Origin of the sequence: Pseudomonas sp. HR96, from assembly GCF_034059295.1 — a bacterium.
GTDB lineage: Bacteria > Pseudomonadota > Gammaproteobacteria > Pseudomonadales > Pseudomonadaceae > Aquipseudomonas.
The window spans coordinates 2,946,641-2,972,978 of record NZ_CP139141.1; the positions used below are offsets into that span (position 1 = coordinate 2,946,641).

A 26,338-nucleotide genomic window follows, 5' to 3' on the forward strand; every position below is an offset into this window, starting at 1 on the left:
GGCAAAGCCTACCAGAGGCCGTCAGGCCTGCCTGATTCCTTCATTTGTCGCTTCAAGTGCACAGTTGTACACTCGGATTTTTCGTCACCGAGCCCCTTGCAATGCTCTACCTACTGCGCCTTCTGCTGCTGGCCGTGCACTTCGTCGCGGTCGGCATCATCGGTCTGCTGATCGGCCTGTGCCGCCCGTTTCATGTCGACAACACCCGCCGCTTCGCCCGCCTCTATGGCCTGGCCACCCGCCACATTCTAGGTATCCATGTGCGGGCCGAGGTCGAGCCCCTGCATCGCCTGCCACCCGGCTACGTCATCGTTGCCAACCACCAGTCCAACCTCGACCTGTTCCTGATGGGCCGGCACATCGCGCCGCGTACCGTGAGCATGGGCAAGAAAAGCCTGAAATGGCTGCCTTTGTTCGGGCAATTGTTCTGGCTGGGCGGCAATGTGCTGATCGACCGCAGCAATGCCTACCAGGCCCAGCGTGCCTTGGCCACCACCAGCCGCGCGCTGGCCGAGCAGCACACCAGCATCTGGGTGTTCCCGGAAGGCACGCGCAACCGCGGGCCACGCTTGCAGACGTTCAAGAAAGGCGCTTTCCAGATGGCCGTGGACGCCGGGGTGCCGATCATCCCGGTGTGCATCAGCCGTTACGCCGGCAGCTTGCGGCTCAACCGCTGGGTCAGTGGGCAGGTGCGGATCAAAGCGTTGCAACCGATCGCGACGTCAGGGCTGACGCGCAAGGACGTGCGTGCACTGGCTGAGCAGTGCCAGCGGCAGATGCAGGCCTGCATCGACGGCCTGCAGGATCAGGCCCCAGATCGGTGATGGACAAGCAGCTGGCACGGTCCGGGCACCTGACGCGCCCGGACCGTGCCGCCAGCCTTACACGAGGTTGGCGATGACCACGTGCGGCTCGACGTCGGCCTCGTAATCGACACCTTCGACTTCAAAGCCGAAAAGGCGCAGGAACTCGGTCTTGTAGCCGGCGAAGTCGGTCAGCGTGTTGAGGTTGTCGTTGTTGACCTGCCCCCACAGCTCGGCCACCTTCTGCTGCACCTGGGGTTGCAGCTCCTTGTAGTCGGCGCGCAGGCGACCTTCTTCGTCGAGGATCGGCTGCGGGCCGTACAGGCTGTCCTTGAACAGGCCGTAGACCTGCTCGATGCAGCCTTCGTGGGTACCCTGCTCTTTCATTACCTTGAACAGCAGCGACAGGTACAGCGGCATGATCGGGATGGCCGAGCTGGCCTGGGTGACCACGGCCTTGAGCACCGAGACGCGGGCATCGCCGCCGTGGCGGGCGAGTTTTTCGCGGATGCTGACGACCTTCTGGTCCAGGTCCTTCTTGGCCGCGCCAATCGAGCCGTTCCAGTAGATGTCGTGGGTGATCTTCTCGCCCAGGTAGGTGAACGCGGTGGTCTTGGCGCCGTCGGCGAGCACGCCGGCGGCGTCCAGGGCGTCGATCCACATCTGCCAGTCTTCACCGCCCATGACCGCCACGGTGCCGGCAATCTCGGCCTCGGTGGCCGCTTCCAGGGTGGTGTGCTTGACCACTTCCTTGTCGGTGTCCAGGCCCAGCTGGGTCACCGACTGGCCAATCGGCTTGAGGGTGGAGCTGAGCACTTCACCGGTCTTGGGGTGGGTACGGCGTGGCGCGGCCAGGCTGTAGACCACCAGGTCGATCTTGCCCAGGTCCTGTTTGATCAGGTCGATGGTTTTCTGCTTGATCTCGTCGGAGAAGGCGTCGCCATTGATGCTCTTGGCGTACAGGCCTTCGGCCTCGGCGAATTTGTGGAACGCTGCAGTGTTGTGAAAGCCCGCCGTGCCGGTCTTGCCCTCGACGCTTTCGCGCTCGAAGAACACGCCCAGGGTCTTGGCCCCGCCCGCGAACGCGGCGGTGATGCGCGCGGCCAGGCCGTAGCCGGTGGAAGCACCGATCACCAGGACGTTTTTCGGCGCATCGCTGATCGCGCCTTCGCGCTTGACGTAGTCGATCTGATGTTTGACGTTGGCTTCACAGCCGACGGGGTGCGTCGTCACGCAGACGAAGCCGCGAACGCGCGGTTTGATGATCATGCAAGAGCTCCTCTTTATATAGGCCCCCGCCACGCAGGGCCGGGGCCATCCAGACTGACAAGGTGTAGACGCCAAAACCGCCGCGGCGTCACGCCACCTGCGCCAAAGGCCGCCATTCTACCGGGAAAACTGCCGTTGCACCGCTGCGGCATATCGACTGCGCCCTGGCGCCGGCCGGTCACGGGCAACTGTTGGGCTTTTGCAGCCACTTGTAGACCACCGGCCACTGCGGCCGCGACACGCCGTTGACCGGCTCGATGGCCACCGGGTCCTTGCCCCACCAGGGGCCGGCGGCCCAATAGGCCAACGGCACGCAGTGGTCGTGCAGGTAGGACAGCAGGTTGTCCATGGCGGTCAGGTAGCGCGGGTCGTTGTCTGGCACACCGAATTCGCCGAACTGGCCGCGTTTCTTGTTGCGCGCCAGCCATTCGACGAAGGGCTTGGCCCGGTTGACCCCGATCATCGGGTCGAAGGTGCCGGTAATGGGCTTGGCATAGGCGCCGGCGCTGCCCTCGTCGAGGTACAGGTGCGCCGAGTAGATCAGGTTGTTGGCCGGATCCTTCAACAGCAGCAGGTCGCCGTTGAGCGTGGGGTACTGGGTGGTGCTGGAGAAGCCGCGCCCGTCGACGTAGATGGGGTGCACCTTGTCGTAGGCGCGCACGCCATTGATGCCGGCCTGGGCATTGGCCCCCCAGTACTTGTCGGCGTCGCCGTAGGGTTCGTTCATCAGGTCGTAGCCGTGCAGGCCCGGGTTGTTGCCCCAGCGCTGGGCAATGCGCGCCATCAGGTCCTGGTAGGCCGAGGTCGGCACTGCGCTGGTGCCGATGATCTTGTTGTAGTAACGCCCATAGTTGTGCACGTCGATGATCACGCCCATGTCACGCGCCGCGGCCTGGGCCAGGAAGGTGTCGAGGCGCTGCGCGTAGGTGCTGGCGAACGCGCCATTGGCGGTCGGCTGCAGGCGTTCCCAGAGAATGCCGAAGCGGATCACGCGAATGCCCGCTTTCTGCCATTTGTTCAGGTAGCTGGCGTCGGGGAAAACATAGTTGCGGTTCTCGATGCCCGGTATTGCCGTACCGCCCCAGCCGGCGGCCGCGACGTTGAGGTGGATCAACGGCGCGCCCTTGCCGTCGGTGAGTGGCTGGGCGGCTTGGGCTGGGAGCAAGGCCAAGGGCAAGGAAAGACAGGCGGTTGCCAGGGTGATGGCTTTCAGCAGATGTCGCATGCGCAGTTTCTCCTCAAGGTTTGACCACAGTCATTGACCATAGCAGGTCGGGTTTTGCGCCCGCGTGCCGGCCGACGCCGTGGCAGCCTCGCCTTGGGTGGGGCGACCTTGTTGCCGGTTCACCGCCGGCCGAGGTTCGCACCCAGGCGCGCCAATCTCGGGTACAGGTCCCGCAGCCGTGGGTAGAGATCGGCATAGACCCCCAGCAGTTCCTGATGAAAGGCCCGCAAGTCAGGGTTGGGTTCGAAGGTTTCACCGCCCTGGGTCATCGCCCCGGCCGCTTCGGCAAAGCTGGAGTACCACCCTGCCCCGACCGCTGCGGCGATCCCGGCGCCCAGGCTGGAGGCTTCCTGGGTAATGGCGCGGATCACCGGGCGGTCGCTGACGTCCGCCATGATTTGGCACCACAGCCGCGAACTGGCGCCGCCGCCGATGGCGATGAAGGCCTCTACCGGCTGCCCGGTGGCGGCGACCACCGCGCGGGTGGCCACGGCCTGTTCCAGAGCGATGCCTTCGAGCAGCGCGCGGTAGATGTCGCCGCGGCCATGGTCGGGCGACAGGCCCAGCAGGCAGCCGCGGGCATGGGCGTCCCAGTAGGGGTTCATCACGCCGTTCCAGTACGGCAGCAGGATCAGGCCGTTGCTGCCGGGCGCCACCTGCTCGGCCAGCGCCTCGAGTTCCAGCAGGCGCTCGGGCGTGGCGGCCACGTCGATGTCGAAGAACTGGCGCAGCAGGCTGTTGACCAGCAAGGTGCCGGCGCGCAGCGAAGTCTCGAGGATGTAGCCCTCGCCCGCCACTGCGCACATCGTGCGAAACGCCTGGGAAATCTGCACGGTCTCGGCGTACACGCCGGAAACGATGGCCGTGCCGATGTTCAGGTAGGCCATGCCCGGGTGCACCACGCCGATGCCCAGGCCGCCGGCCTGGCCGTCGCCGCCACCGGCCACCAGCGCCACCCCGGCCGGCAGCCCGGTCAGCGCGGCGGCCTCTGGCGTAATGCGGCCCAGCACCGTGCCGGGCGCCACCGGCGTGGCAAAGCAGCCCGCCGGCAACGGCGTGGGCAATGCCTGCAGGACCGCGTCGGCCCATTCATGGCGGTGCAGGTCGAAGGCGCCGAAGGGGTCGGCGCTGGCCCAGCTGGTGGCGAACTCGCCACTGAGCTGGCGCACCAGCCAGGCGTGGGGGTCGTAGACGTGGCGCACCCGGGCAAACAGCTCGGGTTCGTGGCGGGCCATCCACACCAGGCTGTAGATCGCCGGCGCCCAGTCGTGGGGCTTGCCGGTCAGGGTGTGCAGCGCGGTGTCGCCGAGCACCGAGGACAGGCTGTCGACCTCACCCTTGCGCCGCTCGTCGAGCCATAGGAAGGCCGGGCGCAGCAGGCGGTCATCGGCGTCGGTGACCGCCACGGTCTCGCGCTGGTTGGCGATGGCCACGGCCTGTACGGCATTGCCGTCGATCTGCCGGGTCAACGCCTGCAATGCCGCCTGGGCGGCGCGCCACCAGTCGTGGGGATCCTGCTCGTAGGCGCTGGCCTGCGGCCGGCTCATGCTCAGTGGCGAGCGCGCCTGCGCCAGCAGCTGGCCCTGGGCGTCCCAGGCGATGGCCTTGCAGGTGGTGGTGCTCAGATCGATACCGATGACGATTGGCTGCATGGGGAAGTCGACTCTTGTTATAGGTGTTGTAGTGCTCAACGAGGTGCCTGCTGCTGAGCCTAGCTCAGCCGTTTGCCGGTGCTGGCGGGTGTGCTACCGTCAGCGCAACGTCCAGTATTCGCCGAGCCCATGAGCAAAAAAGTCCCCGTCACCGTCAGCGACATCGCCCGCCGCGTCAACATGACCTCGCAGACCGTGTCCAGGGCCCTGAACAAACCCGACCTGGTCAAGCCGGCAACCCTGGCGAAGATCCTCAAGGTGGCCCAGGAGCTCGACTATGTGCCCAACGCCTTCGCCCGCAGCCTCAAGCGCAGCGAGAGCCTGATCATCGGGCTGATCACCGCCTCGGTGGACAACCCCTTCTACAGCGAGATGATCAAGGCCATCTCGCGCGAGGCCAAGAAGCACGACTACACCATCATGCTGATCGACACCGACGGTTCCGAAGCGCTGGAGAGCAAGGCGGTCGACACGCTGCTCGGTTACCGGGTGGCGGGTATCGTGCTGTCGCCGGTGTCCGACGAGCCGCATTACCAGCCGCCCTACCTCGGCCGCCTGAGCAACGGCGACATGCCGGTGGTGCAGCTGGACCGCGCGCTGCAGGGCAGCCCGTTCAGCCACGTGGTGCTCGACAATTACGAGAGCGGCTTGAAGGGCGGGCGCTACCTGCTGGCCTGCAAACCCGAGCTGCGGCGCCTGCTGGTGTTGACCGGGCCTGCCCGCTCGCAGATTTCCGAGGAGCGTCTGCGAGGGGTCGAGGCGGCGCTCCAGGAGGCCGGCCGACCGGTGCAGCTGACCGTCTGCGCCGGCGACTACACCCTGGAGCCCTCTTACGCCAGCACCTTGGCTTACCTGCAGGGCGAGGGGCAACCGGACGCCATTTTCGGTTTCAACCAGCTGATTACCCTGGGGGCCATGAAGGCCCTGCGTGATCGCGGCATCGCTCATGAACAGGTGGCCATCTGCGGCATCGATCGGCTGCCGTTTGCCGACATCTTCGGTATCCCCATCGCCTGCATCGCCCACGACGCGTCACGCGCCGGCAGCCAGGCGGTGCAATTGCTGCTGGCACGGATTCAGGACCGCAGCCTGCCGCGCAGCCAAATAGTGATCGGCGGCGAGCTGGAGAATGGGCTGCCCGCCGCCTAGGTGGCGCCCACACGCACCTCGCCCCCGCTCTTACCTTCACCGACTGGTATAGCCCCCGTCGATCGGCAGCGACACGCCGCTGATCATCGACGCTGCGTCGCTTAGCAGGAACAGGATCGGCATGGCCACTTCCACCGGCTCGGCGAAGCGCCCCAGCGGTATCCCGGCCAGCGCCGGGTCGCGTTTGGCCGGGGCGCTCCACACCTGCACGGCCATGGGCGTCAGGGTGACAGTGGGGTTGACGCTGTTGACCCGGATGCCATGGCGCCCCCATTCGCCGCACTGTACCCGGGTCATGGCGTCCATGGCGGCCTTGGACGCGCAGTAGGTCAGGTGGTCGTCGAGCGCCACCAGTGCCGACTGGCTCGAGACGTTGACCAGGCTGCCGGCGATACCGGCGGCAATCATGCCCCGGGCGACTGCGGCGGCGACCTGCGCGGCGGCGCGCACATTGACCGCCATGACGTGATCGAAGCCTTCGCTGCTGAAGGCGCTGGCGGCTTCGATCAGGGCGATGCCAGCGCAGTTGACCAGGCCGTGCAGCGCCGGCAACCGCTGCAACTCTGCGTCCAGCGCGACGCTGTCGGCCATGTTCACCCGAACCGTATGGCAGCCCAGCGCCGCGAGGTTTTCCAGAGCCTGGGGGTCACGGCCCATGGCCCACACCTCGGCGCCGGCGGCCAGCAGCGCCTGGGTCACTTCCCAGCCGATGCCGCTGCTGGCGCCGGTGACCAATACCCGCTGGCCGTTGAAGTCGAACGTCGGCTGGCTCATGAGGCGGCCTCCTGCAGGTCGTGCATGATGGGTTTGAGGGCCGGGTACAAGGCCACGTAATCCTGGTACAGCCGCGAGTACAGGGCCACGCGTTCGGCCTGCGGCTCGGCGCGCGGACGCAGCCGGACCCAGCCGCGATGCACCTGCGCTTCGTCCACCAGGCCGGCGCTGTGGGCCGCCAGCAGGGCCGCACCGAGGGCCGCCTCGACTTCCTGAACGATGGTGTCCACCGGGTAGCCGGTGATGTCGCTGATGATCTGCATCCACAGGTCCGAATGGCTGGCACCGCCCACCACGATCAGTCGCCGGTCCAGGCGCTGGGCACCGCGCTGGCCCGCCTCGATATTGTGGCGCAGCGCAAAGCCGACCCCTTCGAGGACCGCGCGGTACAGGTGGATGCGGCTGTGATACAGGCTCAGGCCGACGAAACTGCCGCTGGCGCGGTCGTCCCATACCGGGCTGCGCTCGCCCATCAGGTAGGGCAGAAACAGCAGCCCGTCACTGCCGGCGGGGACCTGCACGGCGGCGCGCTCGAGAATGACGTGGCTGTCCTCGCCGCTGTCGCGGCCCTGTTGCGCCTCGGCCTGGCAGAACTGCTCGCGAAACCAGCTGACCGAAGCGCCGGCGGTGATCGCCCCGCCAAAGATGTACAGGTCGCGCGCGCCATTGAACACGTGGGGGAAGCTGACCAGGCCGTGGCGCGCGTCCACCTGCTGGTTGAGGTAGCCCCAGCACATGCTGGTGCCGATCATCGCCACATGGTTGCCCGCCCGGGTCACCCCGGCGGCGAAGGTGGCCATGGCTGCGTCCACCCCGCCCGCCAATACCGGCATGCCCGCCGCCAGCCCCAGCCGCTGGGCCCACGCTGGCAACAGGCCGCCGACCACCTCGCCCGAGTGCAGCAGGCGCTCGGGCATCAAGCCGGGCTCGATGCCCAGCGCCTCGAGCATCGGCCGCGACCATTCGCGCGCGGCCATGTCGTAGACACCGCCGATGTTGCCCGCCGAGCTGTGGTCCACCGCCAGCTCGCCGGTCAGGCAATGGTTGACGTAGCTGTTGGGCGGCAGCAGATAGCGCGTGCGCGCCCACACCTCGGGACGCTGCTGCTTGAGCCAAAGCATCTTGGTGAAGCCGTAGTAGCTGTCCACGCCGTTGCCGGTGATGGCGTACAACTGCTGCAGGTCGACGTGTTGGCGGACCCACTCGACCTGTTCGCCGGCGCGCCGGTCCATCCAGATCAGGCAGGGGTGCAGCGGCTCGATCTGCGCGTCCACGGCAATCCCGGAACCACCGTACAGGCTGCTGATGCACAGCCCCTTGATCCGCTCGGGCGCCACGCCCGCGCTGCGCACACATCCCGCCACGCACTGTTCGACCGCCTGCAGCCAGACCTGCGGCCACTGCTCGGCCCAGCGCGGCCTGGGGGTGTCGACCTTGTAGCCGTGGCTGTGCTGGGCGACGATGGCGCCCTCGCCGTCCACCAGCAGGGCCTTGGTGCTCTGGGTGCCGATGTCGACCCCGATGACGTAATCCATAGCTGCGTTCTCTTGTTATGGTGGTCACGCTTGACTTAGCGGCCACGGCCGGCCGCGGCATCAGGCGGGCTTGAGCAGTACCTTGATCGAGCGCGTCGAGTTGGCCAGTTCGAACGCCTCGGCGTAGTCGTCCAGACCGAAGTCGTGGGTGACGATGCCCTTGGAGGTCACCAGCCCGCGCTCGAACAGGTCAATGGCCACCGGGTAGCAGTACGGACCCAGATGGGCGCCGCGCACATCCAGCTCCTTGCGGTCACCGATGATCGACCAGTCGGCGCTGGTCTCGGCGCCGAACACGCTGAACTCGACGAAACGGCCCAGCTTGCGAATCAGCTCCAGGCCCTGGGTGACGCCCACCGGCACGCCGGTGGTTTCAATGTAGACGTCGCAGCCGTAGCCGTCGGTGAGGCTGTGGATGATCGCCTTGGCGTCGTCGCGGCCGGGGTTGATGATCACGTCGGCACCGTATTGCCGGGCCAGCTCCAGGCGCTCGTCGACCATGTCGATCACCACCAGCTTTTTCGGCGTTTTCAGCGCCGCCACCTGCACCATGCACAGGCCCAGGGTGCCGGCCCCGGCGATCACCAGCACGTCGTCCAGTTGCACGTCACCGCGGTTGACGGTGTGGATGGCGCAGGCCATCGGTTCGATCAGGGCCGAGTCCTCCAGCGACACCGACTCGGGAATGCGGTGCACGATGGCGGTTTTCGGAATGCGCATGTACTGGGCCATGCCGCCTTCGGCGACGTCCTTCTGAAAGCCGAAGATGTTGTGCACCTCGCACATCCAGTATTTGCCGGACTTGCAGAAGCGGCACTTCTCGCAGGGCACGATCTGCTCGGCGATCACCTTGTCACCCAGCGACACCCCGAAATGCTCCTCGGCGCCCTCGCCGACCTGCTCCACGTAGCCGAAGAACTCGTGGCCGGGAATCACCGGCGCCTTGACCCAGGGGCTGTCACCGCCCCAGAACATCGCCGCGCCCGAATGGCACTTGCAATCGCTGGCGCAGATGCCGCAGGCGCCGATGCGGATCACCAGTTCCAGAGCGCGCGCCTGGGGTTTGCCGATGCGCTCCAGGCGGTAGTCCTTGGGGGCGTGGCAGACGACGGCTTGCATGCTGTTGTTGTTGTTGTTGTTGTTGTGGTCTTGCATGTCGATTCACCTTTTTGCGGACGAAGGAAGGCCCGGTGGCCGGGCGGGCCACCCTGGGCGAGCAGCGTGTTACTTGTGGCGTTGCCGGCTGATGAAGATCGCCAGCAGGATGATCGCGCCCTTGATCACGCTCTGTACGTAGGGCGAGACGCCGAGCATGTTCAGGCCGTTGTTGAGCACCCCCAGCAGCAGGGCACCGACCAGGGTGCCGACGATCACCCCGCGGCCGCCGGCAATGGACGCTCCGCCCAGCACCACGGCGGCGATGGCGTCGAGCTCGAAGCCGACCCCGGCGTTGGGCTGGCCGCTCATCAGCCGCGACGACAGCACCAGCCCGGCGATGGCCGCAGTCAGGCCGCTGATGGAATACACCAGCAGCTTGAAGCGCGATGCGCGCACTCCGCTCAGGCGCACGGCTTCCTCGTTGCCGCCAATGGCATAGATGTAGCGGCCGATGCGCGTGTGCTGCAGCAGCACCCAGGCGAGGAAATAGGTGGCGAGCATGATCAGGATCGGCACCTGGATGCCCCACAGGGTGCCGCGGCCGAACCAGGCGAACCAGTCGGGCATGCCGGCGATCGGGTAGCCGTCGGTGTACATCAGGCCCAGGCCCCGGGCGATGCCCATGGTCGCCAGGGTGACGATGATCGGCGGCATTTTCAGGTAGGCGACGAACACGCCGTTGCCGACGCCGAAGCCGACGCCTACCAGCAGCCCCACCAGCATGGCGATGGGCGCCGGCACCCCGGCCACCATCAAGCCGGTGGTCAGGGTCCCGGCCAGGGCCATGACCGGCCCCACCGACAGGTCGATGCCGCCCGTGAGGATCACGCAGGTCATGCCCACGGCGATGATCGCGTTGATCGACACCTGGCGGGCGATGTTTTCCAGGTTGGCGCCGGTGAGGAACTTGTCGCTGGCGAAGATCATGAACAGGGTCACCACCACCAACCCGACGAAGGGGTAGAAGGCCGGCGAGCGGATCAGCTGCGCGAAGTCCTTGCGCAGGCCATGGGCGGCATGGCCGGCGGGCTTGGCCGGCGCATTCTTAATGGACGTGAACACTGTGGCGACTCCCGGTGGCGTGACGCATCACCTCTTGGGGGTTGACGTTGGCGGCCTCGAGTACATCGACGATGGCGCCCTTGTTGAACACGGCGACGCGGTCGCACATGCCGATGATCTCCGGCAGCTCGGAGGAGATCATGATGATGGCGAAGCCCTGCTCGGTCAGCCGGCGCATCAGCGTGTAGATTTCCGCCTTGGCGCCGACGTCGATGCCGCGGGTCGGCTCGTCGAAGATCAGGATGTCGCAGTGATGGTTGATCCAGCGCGCGATCACCACCTTCTGCTGGTTGCCGCCACTGAGGTTGAGCACCCGGCTTTCGCAGGTCGGCGCCTTGATCGCCAGCTGCTTCATCAGCTCGGTGGTGGTCAGGTCTTCCTTGCGCCGGTCGAGCAGGTGGCCATGGCCCTCGTACTTGCCCAGGTTGTTCAGCGAGATGTTCTCGCGAATGCTGAAGTCGACGATCAGCCCTTCGCTCTTGCGGCTCTCGGGCAGCAGGCCGATGCCGTTGGCCAGCGCCTGGGCCGGGTCGCCCAGCTGCACCGGCAGGCCGTGCAGCAGCACCTCCTTGCTGACCACACCCAAGGCCCCGATGACGCCCAGGGCCAGCTCGGTGCGCCCGGAGCCCACCAGCCCGGCGAAGCCGAGGATCTCGCCGCGGTGCAGTTTGAAGTGATTGTGCGGGCCGTTGCGCACCAGCTGGATGTCGCGCACTTCCAGTACCACCTCGCTGCTGGGGGTGCTGGTCTTGGCCGGAAAGCTGGCCTCCAGGCGCCGCCCGACCATCATCTCGACCAGGGTGTCGATGTCGCTGTCGGCCACGGTCAGGGCGCCGACGTTGCAGCCGTCGCGCAGCACGCTGATGCGGTCACAGACCTGGAAGATCTCCTCCAGGTGATGGGAAATGAAGATCACCGCCACGCCCTGGCTTTTCAGCTCGCGCATGATGTCGAACAGCAGCGCCGCCTCGGTGGGCGTCAAGGTAGCGGTCGGCTCGTCGAGGATCAGCAGACGCGCCTCCAGGGCCAGGGCCTTGGCGATCTCGACGAACTGCTGCTCGGCCACGCTCAGGTGCTGCACCGCGCAGTCAAGGTCGATCTGCACGCCGAGGCGGTCGAACAGGGCAATGGCCTTGTCGCGCATCGGCTGCTTGCGCAGCAGGCCGAAGCCGTTGACCAGCTCATGGCCCAGGAAGATGTTTTCCACGGCATTGAGGTAGGGGATCAGGCTGAATTCCTGAAAGACGATGCCGATGCCGGCGGCGATGGCCTCATGGTAGGTCGCGAAATGCTGCTGCGCGCCGTCGATCAGGATGCTGCCCTGGTCCTGGTGCTCGACGCCGGCGAGGATCTTCATCAGGGTCGATTTGCCCGCGCCGTTCTCGCCGAGCAAGGCGTGGATCTCGCCGCGCTCGACCCTGAGGTTGATGGATTTGAGCGCCTGCACGCCCGGGTAGCTCTTGCAGATGTTGTCCAATTGCAGAAGGCTGCTCATAGGCACCTCGTCGAACCGCAATCGTGGGGATGGCGCCCGCCAGCCGAGGCGGCAGGCGCAGCGGGCTTACCAGCTGAAGGTCTTGGCCTTGGCCTGGTCGACCAGCAGGATGTCCACCGGGATGGCCTTGGGCACCTGGGCGCCCCACTTCCTGGCCAGCGCCACGCCGAGGGCCAGGCGCACCTGGTCACGGGGATACTGCGCGGAAGTCGCGATGAACTTGCTGCCCGGCTTCTGGATTTCCTTGATGGCTTCCGGGGCGCCGTCGACGCTGGTCAGCTTGACGTCCATGCCGCTGGACTCGATGGCGGCCAGGGCGCCCAGCGAGCCGTTGTCGTTGACGCTGAACAGGCCCTTGAGGTTGGGTTGCGCCTGCAGCATGTTCTCGGTGACGCTGAGGGCCTGGTCACGCTCCTGCTTGCCGTTCTGGATGCTGACGATCTTGATGTCCGGGTACTTGCCCAAGGCGTCCTTGCAACCGCGCACCCGTTCCAGGATCGGCACCACGGCAATGCCGTCGAGAATGCCGACATCGCCCTTGCCGCCGATGTTTTTGGCCAGGTAGTCGCAGGCCTGCACGCCGGCGTCGTAGTTTTTCGAGCCGACGAAGGAATCCAGCGGGCCATCGGCCTGGGCGTCCACCGCGACCACTACCACCCCCTTGTCGTGGGCCTGCTTGACCGCCGACTGCACACCGACCGAGTCGGTGGGGTTGATGATGAGGATATCGATGCCCTTTTGCAGCATGTCCTCGATGTCGCTCAGCTGCTTGGAGACGTCGTGGCGCGCGTCGGTCACCAGCAGGTCGGCGCCGATGCTCTTGCTGGCATCCTGCAGGGCGTCCTTCATGGTGACGAAGTAGGGGTTGTTGATCTCTTGAAACGACACGCCGATCTTGTACGGCCCGCTCTTGCTGGCGTCGGCGGCCTGTACGCAGGGCGTGGAAATCGCGGCAACGGCTACGGCGAGGGAACAGACGGCGGCACGAAGGCCGTGGGGCAAGCGGATTGTCATGGCGAAGATCCCGTTTTTGTTATTTTTAAGCGGAAATGTCATCGTTAACATTCTGGAAATTAGCAGAGAAATATGTCAGGTGCAATGGCCTCATTGGACATCAAGCCCAGCACCTTCCAGACTGCTGAAAAAACAATAGCTCCCGCAGAGGCCCCTCCCCCCCATGAAAAAAATCATCAACGACCCGCAAACCGTCGTCGGCGACATGCTCGAAGGCCTGGCGCTGGCCAACCGTGACCTGGTGCTGCTGGAGGGCCAGCACATCATTGCCCGCCGCGATTTCGCCGAGCGGGCCGCAGCGGGCCAGGTGGCGATCATTTCCGGCGGGGGCGCCGGGCATGAACCGGCGCATGCCGGCTATGTCGGCCCGGGGCTGCTGACCGCCGCAGTGGCGGGCGAGGTTTTCACCTCGCCCAGCGTCGATGCCGTGCTCAGTGCGATCATGACCGTGGCGGGGCCGGCCGGGGTGCTGTTGATCGTCAAGAACTACACGGGCGATCGCCTCAACTTCGGCCTGGCGGCGGAAATCGCCCGGGCTGCCGGGGTCGCCGTGGAGCTGGTGGTGGTCGGCGACGATGTCGCCCTCGACGACAGTGGCTCGGTGGGCCGGCGCGGGATTGCCGGCACGGTGTTCGTGCACAAGGTCGCCGGGGCGGCCGCCGCGACCGGACAGCCTCTGGCGGCGGTCCAGGCTGCCGCCGAGCACGCGGCGGCCGGGCTGTTCAGCATGGGTCTGGGATTGGGCGCCTGCACGGTGCCAGCGGCTGGCGAACCGGGCTTCAGCCTTGGCGCCGACGAGGTGGAATATGGCCTGGGCATTCATGGCGAAAGCGGCGTGCGCCAGGCGCCGCTGGAGCGAGCCGAGCGGATGGTCAAGGCCCTGCTTGACCGCATCGTGCTGCGCGCTGGCCTGCAGGCGGGTGAGCGCGTGGTGGTGATGGTCAACAACCTCGGTGGCACGGCGGTGCAGGAGCTGGACATCGTCGCCCGCCAGCTGTTGCTGGGTTGCCGCAGCCAGGGTTTGCAGGTCGAGGGGGTAATGGTCGGCACCTTTCTGACCGCGCTGGAGATGCCCGGCGTCTCCATCAGCCTGCTGCGGGTCGACGATGCCACCCTGGCGCTGCTCGATGCGCCGACCCAGGCCGCCGCCTGGCCGGGGCTGACCCGCCCGGCGGCGAGCCTGACGCGCCAGCCGACGGTGTCGGTGCCGGCCGAGAAGCTGCCCGCCGGCGCGGCCTGGCGCAAGGGCGACCTGCTGCGCAAAGTGCTGCTGAACGTCTGCAAGACGCTCAAGGCTCAGGAGTCCCCTCTTACCCAGCTCGATTCGCTGGTCGGCGACGGCGATCTGGGCATCAGCCTGAGCCGCGGCGCCACGGCCATCGAGGCGGCCATCGACAGCTTCGACCTGGAGCGCCCGGCGCTGGCGCTGCAGCAGGTCTCGGCAGTTTTGCGTCGCTCGCTGGGCGGCACCTCGGGCCCACTCTATGCGATGTTTGTGTTGAGCGCCGGCACTCACCTGGCCGGGGCCCAGGTCACCCAGCTGGCCGCCTGGAGCCGCGCCTTCCAGGCCGGCTGCGACGGCGTGATGCGCCTGGGCGGTGCCCAGGCCGGTGAACGGACCATGCTCGATGCCCTGCTGCCGGCCGCCACCGCCCTGCGCAACCGCGGCCAGGCCACCGATGCTGCGCAGTGCGCGGTACTGGCGGCCAACGCCGCTGCCCAAGGCGCCGAAGCCACACGGCAAATGCTGCCGCACAAGGGGCGCTCGTCGTACCTCGGCGAACGCGCCCTGGGCCATGTCGACCCGGGGGCGTTTGCGGTGGGCTTGTGGCTGGCGGCGGTGGCCGAGGCCCTGGCCTGAGCGCCAAGCCTTGGATCAATGCCCTTCGGAACCCCCGAACATGGTCTTGGCATAGATCAGCCCCAGGCCATAGGCGCCGCCATGGGCAATCGAGGTCTTCACAGTTTCATCGTAGGTTTCACCGCGCGCCCAGTCGCGCTGCAACTCCAGCAGGTACTGCAGCGAAGTCATCGGCCGGGCGCCCAGTTGGACCATGCGCTGGATGGCCATTTCATGGGCTTCCACGGAAACGTCGCCGCAGGCGTCGGCGATGAAGTACACCTCGAAGCCCTGGTCCAGCGCCGACAAGGCCGGGCCGACGATGCACACCGAGGTCCACAGCCCGGCCAGAACGATCTTGGGCTTGGCGTGGCGATTGACCTCCACGGCGATGCGCGCGTCTTCCCAGGTGTTCATGCTGGTGCGGTCGATGACCTTGAGGTCGGGGAACACCGATTTGATTTCGTCGAAGATCGGCCCGCTGAAGCTTTTCTCGGCGACGGTGGTGAGAATGGTCGACACGCCGAACTCGCGGGCGGCCTTGGCCACCAGGGCGGCGTTGTTGCGCAGGGTCACGGCGTCGATGGATTTGGTGGCAAACGACATCTGCGACTGATGGTCGATCATGATCAAGGTGTGATCGAGCGGGCTGAGCAGGGTTTTGCCGGGGACGGCTGAGGCGACAGGCATACTGGGTAGCTCCAATGACATAGGTGGATGACCCGGTCATTGTCGCCCTGGGCTGGGCGGGCGGCTTGCAGCCTTGTGCTCGGTAACTGGCCTCGCGTGCTCCGAGGAGCGGAACACGGAGAAAAAATGGCAGGGGCGGCTGGATTCGAACCAACGCATGGCAGGATCAAAACCTGCTGCCTTACCGCTTGGCGACGCCCCTGTGATGCGGTTGTTGCCGATGCTGCCGGCCTTTGCAGGCGTTGCAGCAAGGAACGGGCGAGAATTTAACAGCTTTTGTTACAGCAGAAAAGCACCTTGGCAAAAATTTTTCGCCAAAACAGCCACTTATCGAGTCAATGCTCGACTGCGGCGGCGGTCGCCTGCTCATTGGAGGCGGTGATCACGCAGCCGGCGCAGGCAATCACGATGCCGACGATGGCCGCCCACTGCGCCAGGCCAAGGTGCTCGCCCAGCACCACCAGGCCGATCAGCGCGGCCACTGCCGGCTGGGCGCTGCTGAGCAGGCCGAAGACCTTGGGTGGGGCATTGCGCAGGGCGACCATGTCCAGGCTGTTGGGCACGATGCTCGACAGGCAGGCGATGCACAAGCCGGCCAGCAGCACCGCCGGCTGAATCAGCAACGCGCCGCTCTGCGCTAAGCCCATGGGCAGGGCGATCAACGCGGCGACCAGCATGCCCCAGCTGACGGCACTGCTGGCGTTGTGTTTGACCCGGTTGCCGAAGACGATATACAGCGCCCAGCAGGCCGCCGCGCCGAAGCCGAACAGGATGCCCACCGGGTCGAGCGGCGCGCCGCCGGTCTCGCTGGGCAGCAGCAGGGACAGCGAAGCGATCGCGACAATCAGCCAGACGCCGTCGACCCAGCGCCGCGAGGACAGCATCGACACCGCCAGCGGCCCGGAGATCTCGATGGCCGAGGCCACCCCCAGCGGCAGGCGCTGGAACGCCTGGTACAGGCACAGGTTCATCCCGGCCAGCATCACCCCGTAGATCAGCACATAGCGCCACTGCTGGGCATCCAGGCGAAACCGCCAGGGCCGCACCACCGCCAGCAGCAGCAACGCGGCCAGGCCGATGCGCAGGGTCGCCACGCCAGAGGTCCCGACGCTGGCGAACAGGGTCTTGGCCAGCGCCGCGCCGGCGTTGGCGGAAAACTGCGCGGCCAGCACAGCAGAGCTGGCGGCGAGCGGCGAGAGTGTGGTTTTGGTGGAAGTCATGGCGGCCGAGCATACCGGGGCAGACCGGGGCGAATCCAGCGCAATCATGCGCTAGTGATCAAGGGCTCGGCTGTACGACGGCGGCGCACTCTCGAACTTGCCCCAGACTCGCCGCAAGTGCCGGGCCGAGCCGAAGCCAGCGCGCTGGGCCACGGCTTCCATGTCCAGGGTCGACTGGGCGAGCAATTCACGCGCCAGCCCGACCCGCAGGCGGTGCAGGTAGTCCAGCGGGCTGGCCTGGGCGTGCTCGTGAAACACCCGCCCCAAGTGGCGGGCGCTGGTGCAGGCGATGGCTGCCATGCGCTCGACGCTCCACGGCTCGGCAGGTGCCGCCGCGAGTGCATCCTGCACCCGATGCAGCGCCGGGTGCAGGTGATTGCGGCCGCTGAGCCAAGCCGACAGCTGCGGGTCGGCGCCGGCGCGGCGCATGTACACCACCATGTCGCGGGCCACCGCGCAGGCGACCTGCGGCCCCACAAGGCCGGCCAGCAGATGCAGCATCAGATCGATACCCGCCGTGATGCCGGCGCTGCTGCTGATCGGCCCGTCGATCACGTAGAGCCGGTTGTCGAGCACCCGCGCCTTGGGCGCCAGCGCTTGCAGGGCGCCGCACAGGCTGTGATGGCTGGTGCATTGGCGCCCGTCCAGCAGCCCGGCACGGGCGGCCGTCAGGGCGCCGGCGCAGACGCACACCAGCTGCGCGCCGCTGGGTTGGTAGACATCGCGCAGCCACTGGCAGACCTGCGCCTGGGCCTGCTCGAACGCCGCCTGCTCGCCAGCGCCAAGCTGCGTTGTGGAACCCACCAGTACCACCAGGCTGTCGGCCGCCAGGGTCGCCGGCAAGGGCGCCAGGCCGCTCAGGGGCAGGCCGATGGAGCTGTGCACGCAGCTGACCGGGCTGACGTACTGCAGCTGGAAACCGACGCCCTGCCCCGCTCCCGACTGCGTCGCCAGGCGCAGGACCTCGGCAGGCCCGGCCAGGTCGAGCATCAGCACGTTGGGCAGCAGCACGAACAGCACCGGTATCGCCATGCTCAGCCCTCCAGTGCCTGGGCCACGTCGAGGATGCGGGCGAAGCGCCCTTCCAGCACCAGTTCGGTCTTCTCGCGAATCTCGGCCGCGCTGTAGCTGCGCCCGGACCGGGCATGAGTCATGGCGAAAGTCAGGGTCGCCTCGCTGACGAAATCTACCGCGTAGCCGGCGTCCGAGGCCTGGCGGGTGGTGGTCTCGCAGCATTGTTCGGTGCGAATGCCGCTGACGATCAGCCGGTTGATCCCTCGCCCGGTCAGCCAGGCGCCCAGCTCGGTGCCGGCCAGGGCGCTGTGGTGATGCTTGTGGAAGATGACTGCAGGTTCGATGCGCAATCCTTCCAGTGTGCGCACAAACCCCGCCGCCAGGGAAAAATTCCCCTGGTCTTCGACATGGAAGATCTGCACCACCGGGATGCCCTTGGCCACGCAGCCGTCGATCAACGCCTGCTGCCGGGCAAGGTAGTCGGGCAGGTCGGTTTCGGACCAGTAGGGCGAGTGGCGGAAAGACTGCTGCGCGTCGATCACCAGAAGGGCGGTATGGTTGGACATGAGGTTTACCTTGGCTGGGCCATGCAGTGGATGATGGTGCCATGGTAAGGGTCCTGCAAGTGCCGCGAGACACCTGCAGAGGACCGATGCCGGACCGATTCGGACATATCGCGCTCAGCCAGCGAAGCGCTGCTTGTACTGCTCATAAAACAGCAAGGTCGCCTGATTCTTGTGCTTGGCCTCGAACATGATGTCGAAACGATCAAGAAACTGCAGGGCATAGTCGTTGGTCCAGCGGTTCCACATCACCTCGCTGTGGCCGTACAGGTCGCGCTTGTTCAGCACCTTGAGCAGCTCGGCCATCTCCAGCTTGCGCTCGGCGGCGAAACCCAGTTCCTGCAGGCGTTCCTGGGGCTGCGAGTAGTGCATGGTCGGGCGCACGCCGCGCCAGCTGTCGATGATCCGCGCCACGCGCGGGTCGTGGGGGTCGATATAGTCGTTCTCGTTGACCCAGCAATGGTGAATATCCAGCACCACGGGGGCGAGATCGGCCAGGGCCAGGCAGTCATCGACGCCGTAGACCTTTTCCTCGTTCTCGAAGGTGATGCAGTGGCGCGCCACTTGCGACAATCGCGGCCAGACCGCCCGCACCCCTGCCCCTCCCAGGCGCCCGGCGATGTGCACATTGCACTTGAAGTCCTGAAAGCGCTGGCCGTAGCCCATCATGCGAATCATGTCGGCGTGGTATTCGAACTCGGCCAGGCTGTTCTCCACCACCTCGGGCTTGTCCGACCCCAGCACGCAGAACTGTCCGGGATGAAACGACAGCCGGATGTCGGCGCCACGCGCCAGCTCGCCCATCGCCGCGAACCGCTCCCCCAGCCACGCCTGCCGCTCGACGCCCTGATAGAAGTCGCGCACCCGCGGGTGGCTGTAGAACGGCAGCAGGTCACTGCTCAGGCGCAGCATGCGTAGCGCCGGCGGCAGCTCGGCGACATAGGCCAGCAGGCGCAACTGCGCCGCAAGGTTGTGGGTCACCACCTCGAGCAGCTTGTCCTGGGCGACCTGCGGTGAGACGCCATCCATCCAGCGCAAGGTCGTGGTCCGCGTGTTGCACGCGGTTTCCAGGACCTTGAGCTCAGCGAGGGAAAGGCTGCGGATGGCGTGCCGATACTGACAGGCGAAGCCGATACGAGGGTGGGTCATGGGAAGCGGGCTCTGGAAGTTGTCATGGGTGGACAACCGGGACAGCCCGATTTCCCAAATTGGCTCATGCCTGACCTCTCCAATGCCCTGCCATCCTCGATATCAAACCTCGAAGGCCACCTTGTCCGGATAGAACGCCACATGTTCACTGATTTCCGCCAGCGCCGGGTACGGAGCTTCGTAGCTCCATGCGGCGTTCTCGGCGGTCTCGCCGTCCACCACCAGGCTGTAATAGCTGGCATCGCCCTTGTACGGGCAGTGGCTGGTGTGTGGGGTGCGCGAGAAGTATTTGGCGTTGATGTGCGCGCGGGGCACGTAGTAGACCGGGGGGTAGTTGGCCTCCTGCACCACCAGGGTTTCGTCGGACTGGGCGATGACGGTGCCCTTGAATCGGACGGTCAGGCGCTGCGGCAGGGTCTGGAGGGTAATCGGGTGTTGGTCACTCGGCAGTTTCATAGGCGTGAGTCTCTTGTTGTGATGTCACCGGAATTCGCGCATCGGCGCACCCTCGCAAGATTAGTCCATACAGGCCCTTTGCATTCGGCCATCCAAACGGATAAAGTTGTCTTCTGAGTCAGGTTTTTCTGCCAGCGTTTCACCCCTCACCCGCAACGGCAAGGGTCTGCGCCTGCTCTCGAACCACAAGACGAAATCAAAACAATGACATGGGCGGATCCCGATACCGCTCAGAGGATGATGCATGTCCAACCGCGAACTCTCTCGGCGCTCCTTTTTGCAAGGAGGGCTGATCGCTGGCGTGACCGTGACGCTGGCACCCCTTGGCAGTCAGGCCATGGCGGCGCTCAAGGAAGGCAGCGTGGCCGCCCCCTCGGAAAAATGGATGGGCCATAACGGCAAGGCGCGCTCGCGTAACGACGCGCTGTCCAAGGTCTGCGGCAGCAAGGTGTTCTCCCGCGACATCCGCGCCATGGACATGCAAGGCTGGCCGCAGCAGCAAGGCCACGCCATGCTGCTCAAGATCACCAAGGTCGACCGCCTTTATGCAGGCTTCGACCTGTCGTGGCTGGGCAGCGAATTGCAGCCGGACCGCATCGTCACCGCCGACGACCTGAAAAAGGACGGCATCGTCTTTCCCGAGGAGCACGACCCGGACCCGCTGCTGCCGGTCGGGCAGATCCCCATGTTCATCGGCCACCCGGTCGCGATCCTGATCTGGCACGACTTCGAACGCTTCCGCCAGGCCAAGAACAAGCTCAAGTTCAACGACAAGGCGATCCGCTACGGCGACAAGGCGCCGCTGTACGAGCGCGACCCGTACGGCAGCTTCCGCTATGTCCGCGTGGGCGGCGCTACCTCGGCCGACGAGGACGAGTTCGCCAGCCTGAAAGACTCCATGCTCTTTCCGATGCTGCGCAACCGCCGCCCGGTCTGGGACTCGCAGCCCAACCTGCACGGCAACCTGACCGAGCGTGGCCTGTTCTACGCCGAGCGCATGCGCCAGCAGCTGGCCAGCCCGCCGGACAACTGGCTGATCTTCGACGAGCGCTACAAGACCCCGTCCATCGAACCGGCCGCACTGGAGCCGGACAACGGCAACGGCTGGTACGACCCGGCCAGCAAGACCCTGCACTTTGTGGTTGCGACCCAGTGCCCGCTGGAGGCGGCCACCGAAACGGCGAAGATGATCGCGCCGTCGCGCTTCGGCCTGAGCAATCTCAACATGCACCCCGGCTACACCGTCGGCTACGGCTCCAAGGACCACAACATCTTCGTCTACTACGCAGCCCTGGCCGCGTTGTACGGCGCGGGCGTACCGATTCGCCTGGCCAACGACCGCTATGAACAGTTCCAGAGCGGCATCAAGCGCCACCCGTTCGACATCCGCTACCGCCTGGCCGTGGACAAGAACGACAACAGCTTCAAGATCTTCCTCGCCGACATGGACGTCGACGGCGGCGGGCGCATCAACTACAGCCCCTCGGTGGCGGCAGTCGGGGCCACCGCCTCGCAGTCGATCTACTACATGCCGCAGAACGACCTGCAGGTTACCGCCTATTATTCGCGCGGCGTCGAGGCCGGCTCCATGCGCGGCTACGGCACGCTGCAGAGCATGGCCGCCACCGAGATGATGGTCGACGAGATCGCCGGCCGGCTGGGCGTCGACCCGCTGGAACTGCGCCGCCGCAACGCCATGCGCACCGGCATGAAGAACACCCAGGGGGCGATTCCTGCAGGTGCCCTGCGCCTGCACGAGATCCTCGACAAGGCTGCCGAGCACCCCGCCTGGAAGAACCGCGACGCGCTCAAGCTCGACCGCGAGGCCAAGGACCCTGACCACTGGCACGGCATCGGCTTCGCCATCTGCCAGAAGGACTTCGGCACCGGCTCCGAAGCGCCCATGGCCAGCATCGAGTTCAATGCCGACGGCCACATCACCCTGCGCCATATCGGTATCGAGCTGGGCACCGGCATGTCCACCTCCCAGGCCCTGGTGGTCGCCGATTTCCTCGGCCAGGCGGCCAACGAGGTCAAGACCGCTGTCACCGACTGGCCGGAGCTGCAGCTGATCAGCAGCGGCAACCCTTACATCATGAGCCAGAGCGACCAGGACAACCTGCTGCGCAACCCGCGCTGGGTCGGCAAGGTGGCGTCTGCCTCGTCGGCGACCAACTCGGCCTACTATTTCAGCCACGCCACCCGCGAAGCGGCACGCGTGCTGTTCAACAATGGCATCTGGCCGGCGGCGCTGGAAATCTGGGGCCAGGGCCCCTACGGCGGCTCGGCCAACCCCTATGTGCTGCGCCGCGAGGACGCCCACTGGGTCGACGGCCAATTGACCGCCGACGGCATGCAGCCGCTGCCGTTCGCCCAGCTGGCGCGCCGCGCCCATGAGCGCGGGCTGGTCACCGGCGCCACGGTGCACGGCTTCAACCGCTGGATGTGGGCACAGGCCGACTACAGCATCGACGGCGTCAAGGAGCGCCTGCCGCTGGACGGCCTGGCGGTGAAATACGGCGACGGTGCGCCAAGCGCGAAAAAGGCGCTGATGAGCACTGCCGGCTTCCACCTGCTGGACCGCCAGAACGTGCATTACCCCGACGTGCAGCTGAACAACGCCATGGTCACCTACTACAGCCCGGTGGCCACGGTGGTGGAGCTGCGGGTCAACAAGGGCTCCCATGAAGTGCAAGTGCTCAACCACCACTCCTGGGTCGAATGCGGCCGGGCGCTGGTGCCCGAACTGGTCAAGGGGCAGCTGGAAGGCGGCATCGCCATGGGCATCGGCCACGCGTTGACCGAGGAAATGCCGCTGTACGAGGGCGGCCCCGGTGAAGGCGACTGGAACTTCAACCGCTACCGCCTGCCCATGGCGCGGCATGTCGCGGTGTGGACGCAGACGTCGGAGATCCTCCCGCCGCTGTCGCCCAGCGACCCCTCCAAGGGCATCGCCGAAGTGGTGATGATCCCCATCGTCGGCGCCATCGGCAATGCCGTCGCCCACGCCATCGGCAAGCGCGTGCGCGACCTGCCGATCACTTCCGCTCGCATCAAGGAGGCCCTCAATGGCTGACCGTCCGCTCAACATCACCCTCAACGGTCAAGCCACCGGCATAGTCACGGTGCCGGACGACCTGCCCATGGTCGACTTCCTGCACGAGTACCAGAACCTCACCGGCTCGCGCCTGGGCTGTGGCCAGGGCATCTGCCACGCCTGCGTGGTGATCGTCGACAACCCCGACGGCACCAGCGAGGAAGTGCGCACCTGCATCACCGGCGCGCACTACTTCGACGGCAAGAAAGTGCGCACCATCGAAGGCCACGCCCGCCGCGACGAGAGCGGCCAGGTGGTCGAGCTCAACCCGATCCAGCAGCGCTTCGTCGACGAGTTCGCCTTCCAGTGCAGCTACTGCGCGCCTGGCTTCGTCAACGCCGCCACGGTGCTGGTGGAAAAGCTGCAGCGCAAGCCAGTGGTCAAAAGCCAGCTGGAGCAGGTGATCGAAGAGAGCCTGGGCCACCACATCTGTCGCTGCACCGGCTACGTGCGTTACTACAACGCCACGCGCCTGGTGCTCAACGACCTCGGCCTGGTCACGGAGGGTTGAGCGTGAAGCCATTACTGTCCCGCCTCGCGTTGGCGGTGGCCCTGTGCGGCCCGCTGCTTTGTGCATCTGCCGCCGACAGCGCGCCCAGCGAACAGGTCAAGCGCGGTGAATACCTGGCCCGCGCCGCCGACTGCATGGCCTGCCACACGGCGGTCGGCGGCGCGCCGTATGCCGGCGGCCTGCCGATCGTCTCGCCGTTCGGCACCATCTATGGCACCAACATCACCCCGGACAAGGACTACGGCATCGGCCAGTACAGCGATGACGAGTTCTACGCTGCCGTGACCCGCGGCAAGCGCCGCGATGGCGCCAATCTGTACCCGGCGATGCCCTACGCCTCGTATCACCTGATGCCGCGCGAGGAGGTCGATGCCATCCATGCCTACCTCAAGACTGTGGCGCCGATCCACCGCCCTGCCCCGGAAACTCACCTGACCTTTCCGTTCAACGTGCGCCTGGGCCTGACCGGCTGGAACCTGATGTACGGCGACGCTTTGCAGCTGGCCCCGACCGAGGGCAAGACTTCGGCCTACCAACGCGGCCAGTACCTGGTCGAAGTGCTCGGACACTGCGGTGAATGCCACACCCCACGCGGCCTGTCCGGCGCCATGCAGCTGGACAAGCGCTTGACCGGCGGCATGCTCAACGGCTACCTGGCGCCCAACCTGCTGGCCCCGGAACTCGCCGCGCGCGGCTGGAACACCGACGACCTGAGCACCTTCCTCAAACATGGCATGAGTGCCCAGGGCAGCATGTTCAACGAAATGTTCCCGGTGTTCCATAACAGTACCCAGGGGCTCAACGACGACGACCTCAGGGCCATGGCCACCTACCTGCTCGGCGACAACCCGCCCGCGCCGCACAGCCCGGCGCCGGTGGCCATGCAGCAGTTGACCGCCAGCGCCCAGCGTGGCCGCCAGCAATACCTCAACCTCTGCGCCGGCTGCCACGCCCCTGAAGGTGACGGCAAGCCGCATATCGCGGTGGCCATGGTCGGCAATACCACCCTGCGCCTGGAGGCGCCGGACAACCTGCTGCGGGTCATCGAGGACGGCATCGGCGAACAGAAATTCCAGGGCTTCGAGCGCATGCAGCCGATGCCCGGGTTTGCCGACAAGCTCAACCACGAACAGCTCGCCGACCTGCTCAACTACCTGCGCCAGGCCTGGGGCGGCCAGCCCGGCAACCTCAACGCCGGTGACGTCGAGCGGCTGCGCGCCGACGCCCCGGCCACCGAGCACAAGGTGCATTGAGATGCAGCACCTGGACCTGCAGGTGATCGAACGGGCCGGGCACTGGCTCGCCGAGGGGCAGCCGATCTGGCTGTGCACGGTGCTCGCCACCTACGGCTCGGCGCCCCGGGCGCCAGGCTCGATGCTGACGGTCAACAGCGCCGGGCAGTGGCTCGGCTCGTTGTCCGGCGGCTGTGTGGAGGAAGATTTTCTCGCCCGGGTCGCCGACGGCGAGTTCAACGAGGCGGTCTGCGTGGTGCGCTATGGCGCCGGCGACGAACCGCGCACCCGGGTCAGACTGCCCTGCGGCGGCGTGCTCGATGTGCTGGTCGAGCGCCTGCCGGCCAACTGTGCCAGCCGTGAACATTTGCATCAATTGCAGTCGGCGCTGCGCGGCCAGGTGCGCTTGATTCGCCAGATCAACCTGGCCGACGGCGCGCTGCAGTTGCTTGCCGACCCAGCCCAGGGGCCGCGCATCGAGCGCGAGCCGCACAGCGTGCGGGTTCGCGTCGGCGCTGCGCAACGCCTGCTGCTGGCCGGTTATTCCAGCGTGGCGCAAATCTGCGCGCAGTTCGCCGTCAGCCTCGGCTTCGAAGTGATTTTGTGCGACCCACGGGACGAAGTCCTCGCCGGGGTCAGCCTGGAGGGTGTCGAGATCCGTCGAGAGCTGCCCTCGGTGTTCATTGCCCAGGGCGGTTGCCACCGCGACACCGCCGTGGTCGCCCTGACCCACGACCCGCGCATCGACGACCTGGCCATGATGGAGGCGATTCACACCGAGGCTTTCTATATCGGCGTGATGGGCTCGCAGCAGACCACACGCAAACGCTTCGAGCGGCTGCGGCGCATTGCCGGGCTGAACGATGAGCAACTGGCGCGCATCCACGCACCCATCGGCCTGAACCTGGGCAGCAAGACCCCCGCCGAGATTGCCCTCGCGGTGCTGGCCGATATCGTGCGAATCCGCAGCGGAGTGGCCCGCGACCGGGTTTGAGCTCACAGTCAAATGCTCACACCGCCCCACCGTGGGAGGGGCAACGCCCCGAGCTCTTGATTCTTTTGCAGACCACACCGGCCTGGCGCCCTATCGGGGTCGTCCCCCACCGTGGGAGGGGCAACGCCCCGAGCTCTTGATTCTTTTGCAGACCACACCGGCCTGGCGCCCTATCGGGGTCGTCCCCCACCGTGGGAGGGGTAACGCCCCGAGCTCTTGATCCTCCTGCAGACCACACCGGTCTGGCGCCCTATCGGGGTCGTCCCCCACCGTGGGAGGGGCAACGCCCCGAGCTCTTGATTCTTTTGCAGACCACACCGGCCTGGCGCCCTATCGGGGCCGCCCCCCACCGTGGGAGGGGCAACGCCCCGAGCTCTTGATCTTCCTGCAGACCACACCGGCCTGGCGCCCTATCGGGGTCGTCCCCCACCGTGGG

22 protein-coding genes and 1 tRNA gene are annotated in these 26,338 nt (G+C 66.4%); 7 read left to right on the plus strand and 16 right to left on the minus strand.

Going from position 1 to position 26,338, the window contains the following annotated elements; genetic code table 11:
• Positions 1-101 precede the first annotated feature (101 nt).
• A complete protein-coding gene (locus tag SFA35_RS13205; RefSeq protein WP_320570981.1) occupies positions 102-824 on the plus strand; it encodes a 1-acylglycerol-3-phosphate O-acyltransferase in 723 nt (240 codons plus the stop codon).
• Between the two features lie 57 nt (positions 825-881).
• Here SFA35_RS13205 and fabV read toward each other — a convergent pair whose 3' ends face one another.
• From fabV to SFA35_RS13220, 3 genes are all read right to left on the minus strand, one after another.
• Entirely contained in the window at positions 882-2,072 is a 1,191-nt protein-coding gene (fabV, locus tag SFA35_RS13210) for an enoyl-ACP reductase FabV (protein ID WP_320570982.1), read from the minus strand.
• 178 nt (positions 2,073-2,250) lie between these two features.
• Positions 2,251-3,297, minus strand: coding sequence for a glycoside hydrolase family 5 protein (locus tag SFA35_RS13215; protein WP_320570984.1), 1,047 nt, complete (start codon positions 3,295-3,297; stop codon positions 2,251-2,253).
• Positions 3,298-3,416: 119 nt separating this feature from the next.
• Positions 3,417-4,949: a xylulokinase gene (locus SFA35_RS13220; RefSeq protein WP_320570985.1), complete on the minus strand. Its 1,533-nt coding sequence runs from the start codon at positions 4,947-4,949 to the stop codon at positions 3,417-3,419.
• Positions 4,950-5,078: 129 nt separating this feature from the next.
• Here SFA35_RS13220 and SFA35_RS13225 point away from each other — a divergent pair, with 129 nt between their 5' ends.
• On the plus strand, positions 5,079-6,098 hold the full coding sequence (locus tag SFA35_RS13225) for a LacI family DNA-binding transcriptional regulator (protein WP_320570986.1): 1,020 nt from the start codon (positions 5,079-5,081) through the stop codon (positions 6,096-6,098).
• Positions 6,099-6,134: 36 nt separating this feature from the next.
• Here SFA35_RS13225 and SFA35_RS13230 read toward each other — a convergent pair whose 3' ends face one another.
• The 6 genes from SFA35_RS13230 to SFA35_RS13255 form a co-directional block, all read right to left on the minus strand.
• Entirely contained in the window at positions 6,135-6,872 is a 738-nt protein-coding gene (locus SFA35_RS13230; RefSeq protein ID WP_320570987.1) for an SDR family oxidoreductase, read from the minus strand.
• Positions 6,869-8,407, minus strand: coding sequence for an FGGY-family carbohydrate kinase (locus SFA35_RS13235; protein WP_320570988.1), 1,539 nt, complete (start codon positions 8,405-8,407; stop codon positions 6,869-6,871). The genes SFA35_RS13230 and SFA35_RS13235 overlap by 4 nt, the downstream gene beginning before the upstream one ends.
• Positions 8,408-8,467: 60 nt before the next feature.
• Positions 8,468-9,562, minus strand: a complete 1,095-nt coding sequence (locus SFA35_RS13240) for an alcohol dehydrogenase catalytic domain-containing protein (RefSeq protein ID WP_320570989.1) — start codon at positions 9,560-9,562, stop codon at positions 8,468-8,470.
• A 69-nt stretch (positions 9,563-9,631) separates the two neighbouring features.
• Positions 9,632-10,627 (minus strand): ABC transporter permease, encoded by a 996-nt coding sequence (locus SFA35_RS13245; RefSeq protein ID WP_414058394.1) that lies wholly within the window; start codon positions 10,625-10,627, stop codon positions 9,632-9,634.
• Positions 10,611-12,122, minus strand: coding sequence for a sugar ABC transporter ATP-binding protein (locus SFA35_RS13250; protein WP_320570990.1), 1,512 nt, complete (start codon positions 12,120-12,122; stop codon positions 10,611-10,613). The genes SFA35_RS13245 and SFA35_RS13250 overlap by 17 nt, the downstream gene beginning before the upstream one ends.
• A 66-nt stretch (positions 12,123-12,188) precedes the next feature.
• Positions 12,189-13,136 carry a substrate-binding domain-containing protein gene (locus SFA35_RS13255; protein ID WP_320570991.1) on the minus strand — a complete coding sequence of 316 codons (948 nt, stop codon included), beginning with the start codon at positions 13,134-13,136 and terminating at the stop codon, positions 12,189-12,191.
• A 163-nt stretch (positions 13,137-13,299) separates the two neighbouring features.
• Between SFA35_RS13255 and dhaL the strand changes: the two genes are divergently transcribed.
• Positions 13,300-14,997 (plus strand): dihydroxyacetone kinase subunit DhaL, encoded by a 1,698-nt coding sequence (gene dhaL / locus SFA35_RS13260; RefSeq protein WP_320570992.1) that lies wholly within the window; start codon positions 13,300-13,302, stop codon positions 14,995-14,997.
• A gap of 15 nt (positions 14,998-15,012) precedes the next feature.
• Here dhaL and SFA35_RS13265 read toward each other — a convergent pair whose 3' ends face one another.
• From SFA35_RS13265 to SFA35_RS13295, 7 genes are all read right to left on the minus strand, one after another.
• Positions 15,013-15,666, minus strand: coding sequence for a hydrolase (locus tag SFA35_RS13265; RefSeq protein ID WP_320570993.1), 654 nt, complete (start codon positions 15,664-15,666; stop codon positions 15,013-15,015).
• Between the two features lie 127 nt (positions 15,667-15,793).
• Positions 15,794-15,868 (minus strand) — tRNA-Gln (locus SFA35_RS13270).
• Positions 15,869-16,001: 133 nt separating this feature from the next.
• Positions 16,002-16,886: an EamA family transporter gene (locus SFA35_RS13275; RefSeq protein ID WP_320570994.1), complete on the minus strand. Its 885-nt coding sequence runs from the start codon at positions 16,884-16,886 to the stop codon at positions 16,002-16,004.
• A gap of 51 nt (positions 16,887-16,937) precedes the next feature.
• A complete protein-coding gene (locus SFA35_RS13280; RefSeq protein WP_320570995.1) occupies positions 16,938-17,918 on the minus strand; it encodes a GlxA family transcriptional regulator in 981 nt (326 codons plus the stop codon).
• 2 nt (positions 17,919-17,920) lie between these two features.
• Positions 17,921-18,466 carry an isochorismatase family protein gene (locus SFA35_RS13285; protein WP_320570997.1) on the minus strand — a complete coding sequence of 182 codons (546 nt, stop codon included), beginning with the start codon at positions 18,464-18,466 and terminating at the stop codon, positions 17,921-17,923.
• Positions 18,467-18,580: 114 nt separating this feature from the next.
• Positions 18,581-19,612: a UV DNA damage repair endonuclease UvsE gene (uvsE, locus tag SFA35_RS13290; protein ID WP_320570998.1), complete on the minus strand. Its 1,032-nt coding sequence runs from the start codon at positions 19,610-19,612 to the stop codon at positions 18,581-18,583.
• A gap of 102 nt (positions 19,613-19,714) precedes the next feature.
• Positions 19,715-20,068 carry a DUF427 domain-containing protein gene (locus SFA35_RS13295; protein ID WP_320570999.1) on the minus strand — a complete coding sequence of 118 codons (354 nt, stop codon included), beginning with the start codon at positions 20,066-20,068 and terminating at the stop codon, positions 19,715-19,717.
• A 244-nt stretch (positions 20,069-20,312) separates the two neighbouring features.
• Between SFA35_RS13295 and SFA35_RS13300 the strand changes: the two genes are divergently transcribed.
• Genes SFA35_RS13300 through SFA35_RS13315 form a run of 4 tightly spaced genes read left to right on the plus strand, consistent with a single transcriptional unit; the run spans position 20,313 to position 25,902 of the window.
• Positions 20,313-23,144: a xanthine dehydrogenase family protein molybdopterin-binding subunit gene (locus SFA35_RS13300; RefSeq protein ID WP_320571000.1), complete on the plus strand. Its 2,832-nt coding sequence runs from the start codon at positions 20,313-20,315 to the stop codon at positions 23,142-23,144.
• Positions 23,137-23,676: a (2Fe-2S)-binding protein gene (locus SFA35_RS13305; protein ID WP_320571001.1), complete on the plus strand. Its 540-nt coding sequence runs from the start codon at positions 23,137-23,139 to the stop codon at positions 23,674-23,676. The genes SFA35_RS13300 and SFA35_RS13305 overlap by 8 nt, the downstream gene beginning before the upstream one ends.
• Before the next feature lie 2 nt (positions 23,677-23,678).
• The gene (locus tag SFA35_RS13310) at positions 23,679-24,929 is read left to right on the plus strand and encodes a cytochrome c (protein WP_320571002.1); all 1,251 of its coding nucleotides are present in this window, start codon (positions 23,679-23,681) and stop codon (positions 24,927-24,929) included.
• Position 24,930: 1 nt separating this feature from the next.
• A complete protein-coding gene (locus SFA35_RS13315; RefSeq protein ID WP_320571004.1) occupies positions 24,931-25,902 on the plus strand; it encodes an XdhC family protein in 972 nt (323 codons plus the stop codon).
• Positions 25,903-26,338 lie beyond the last annotated feature (436 nt).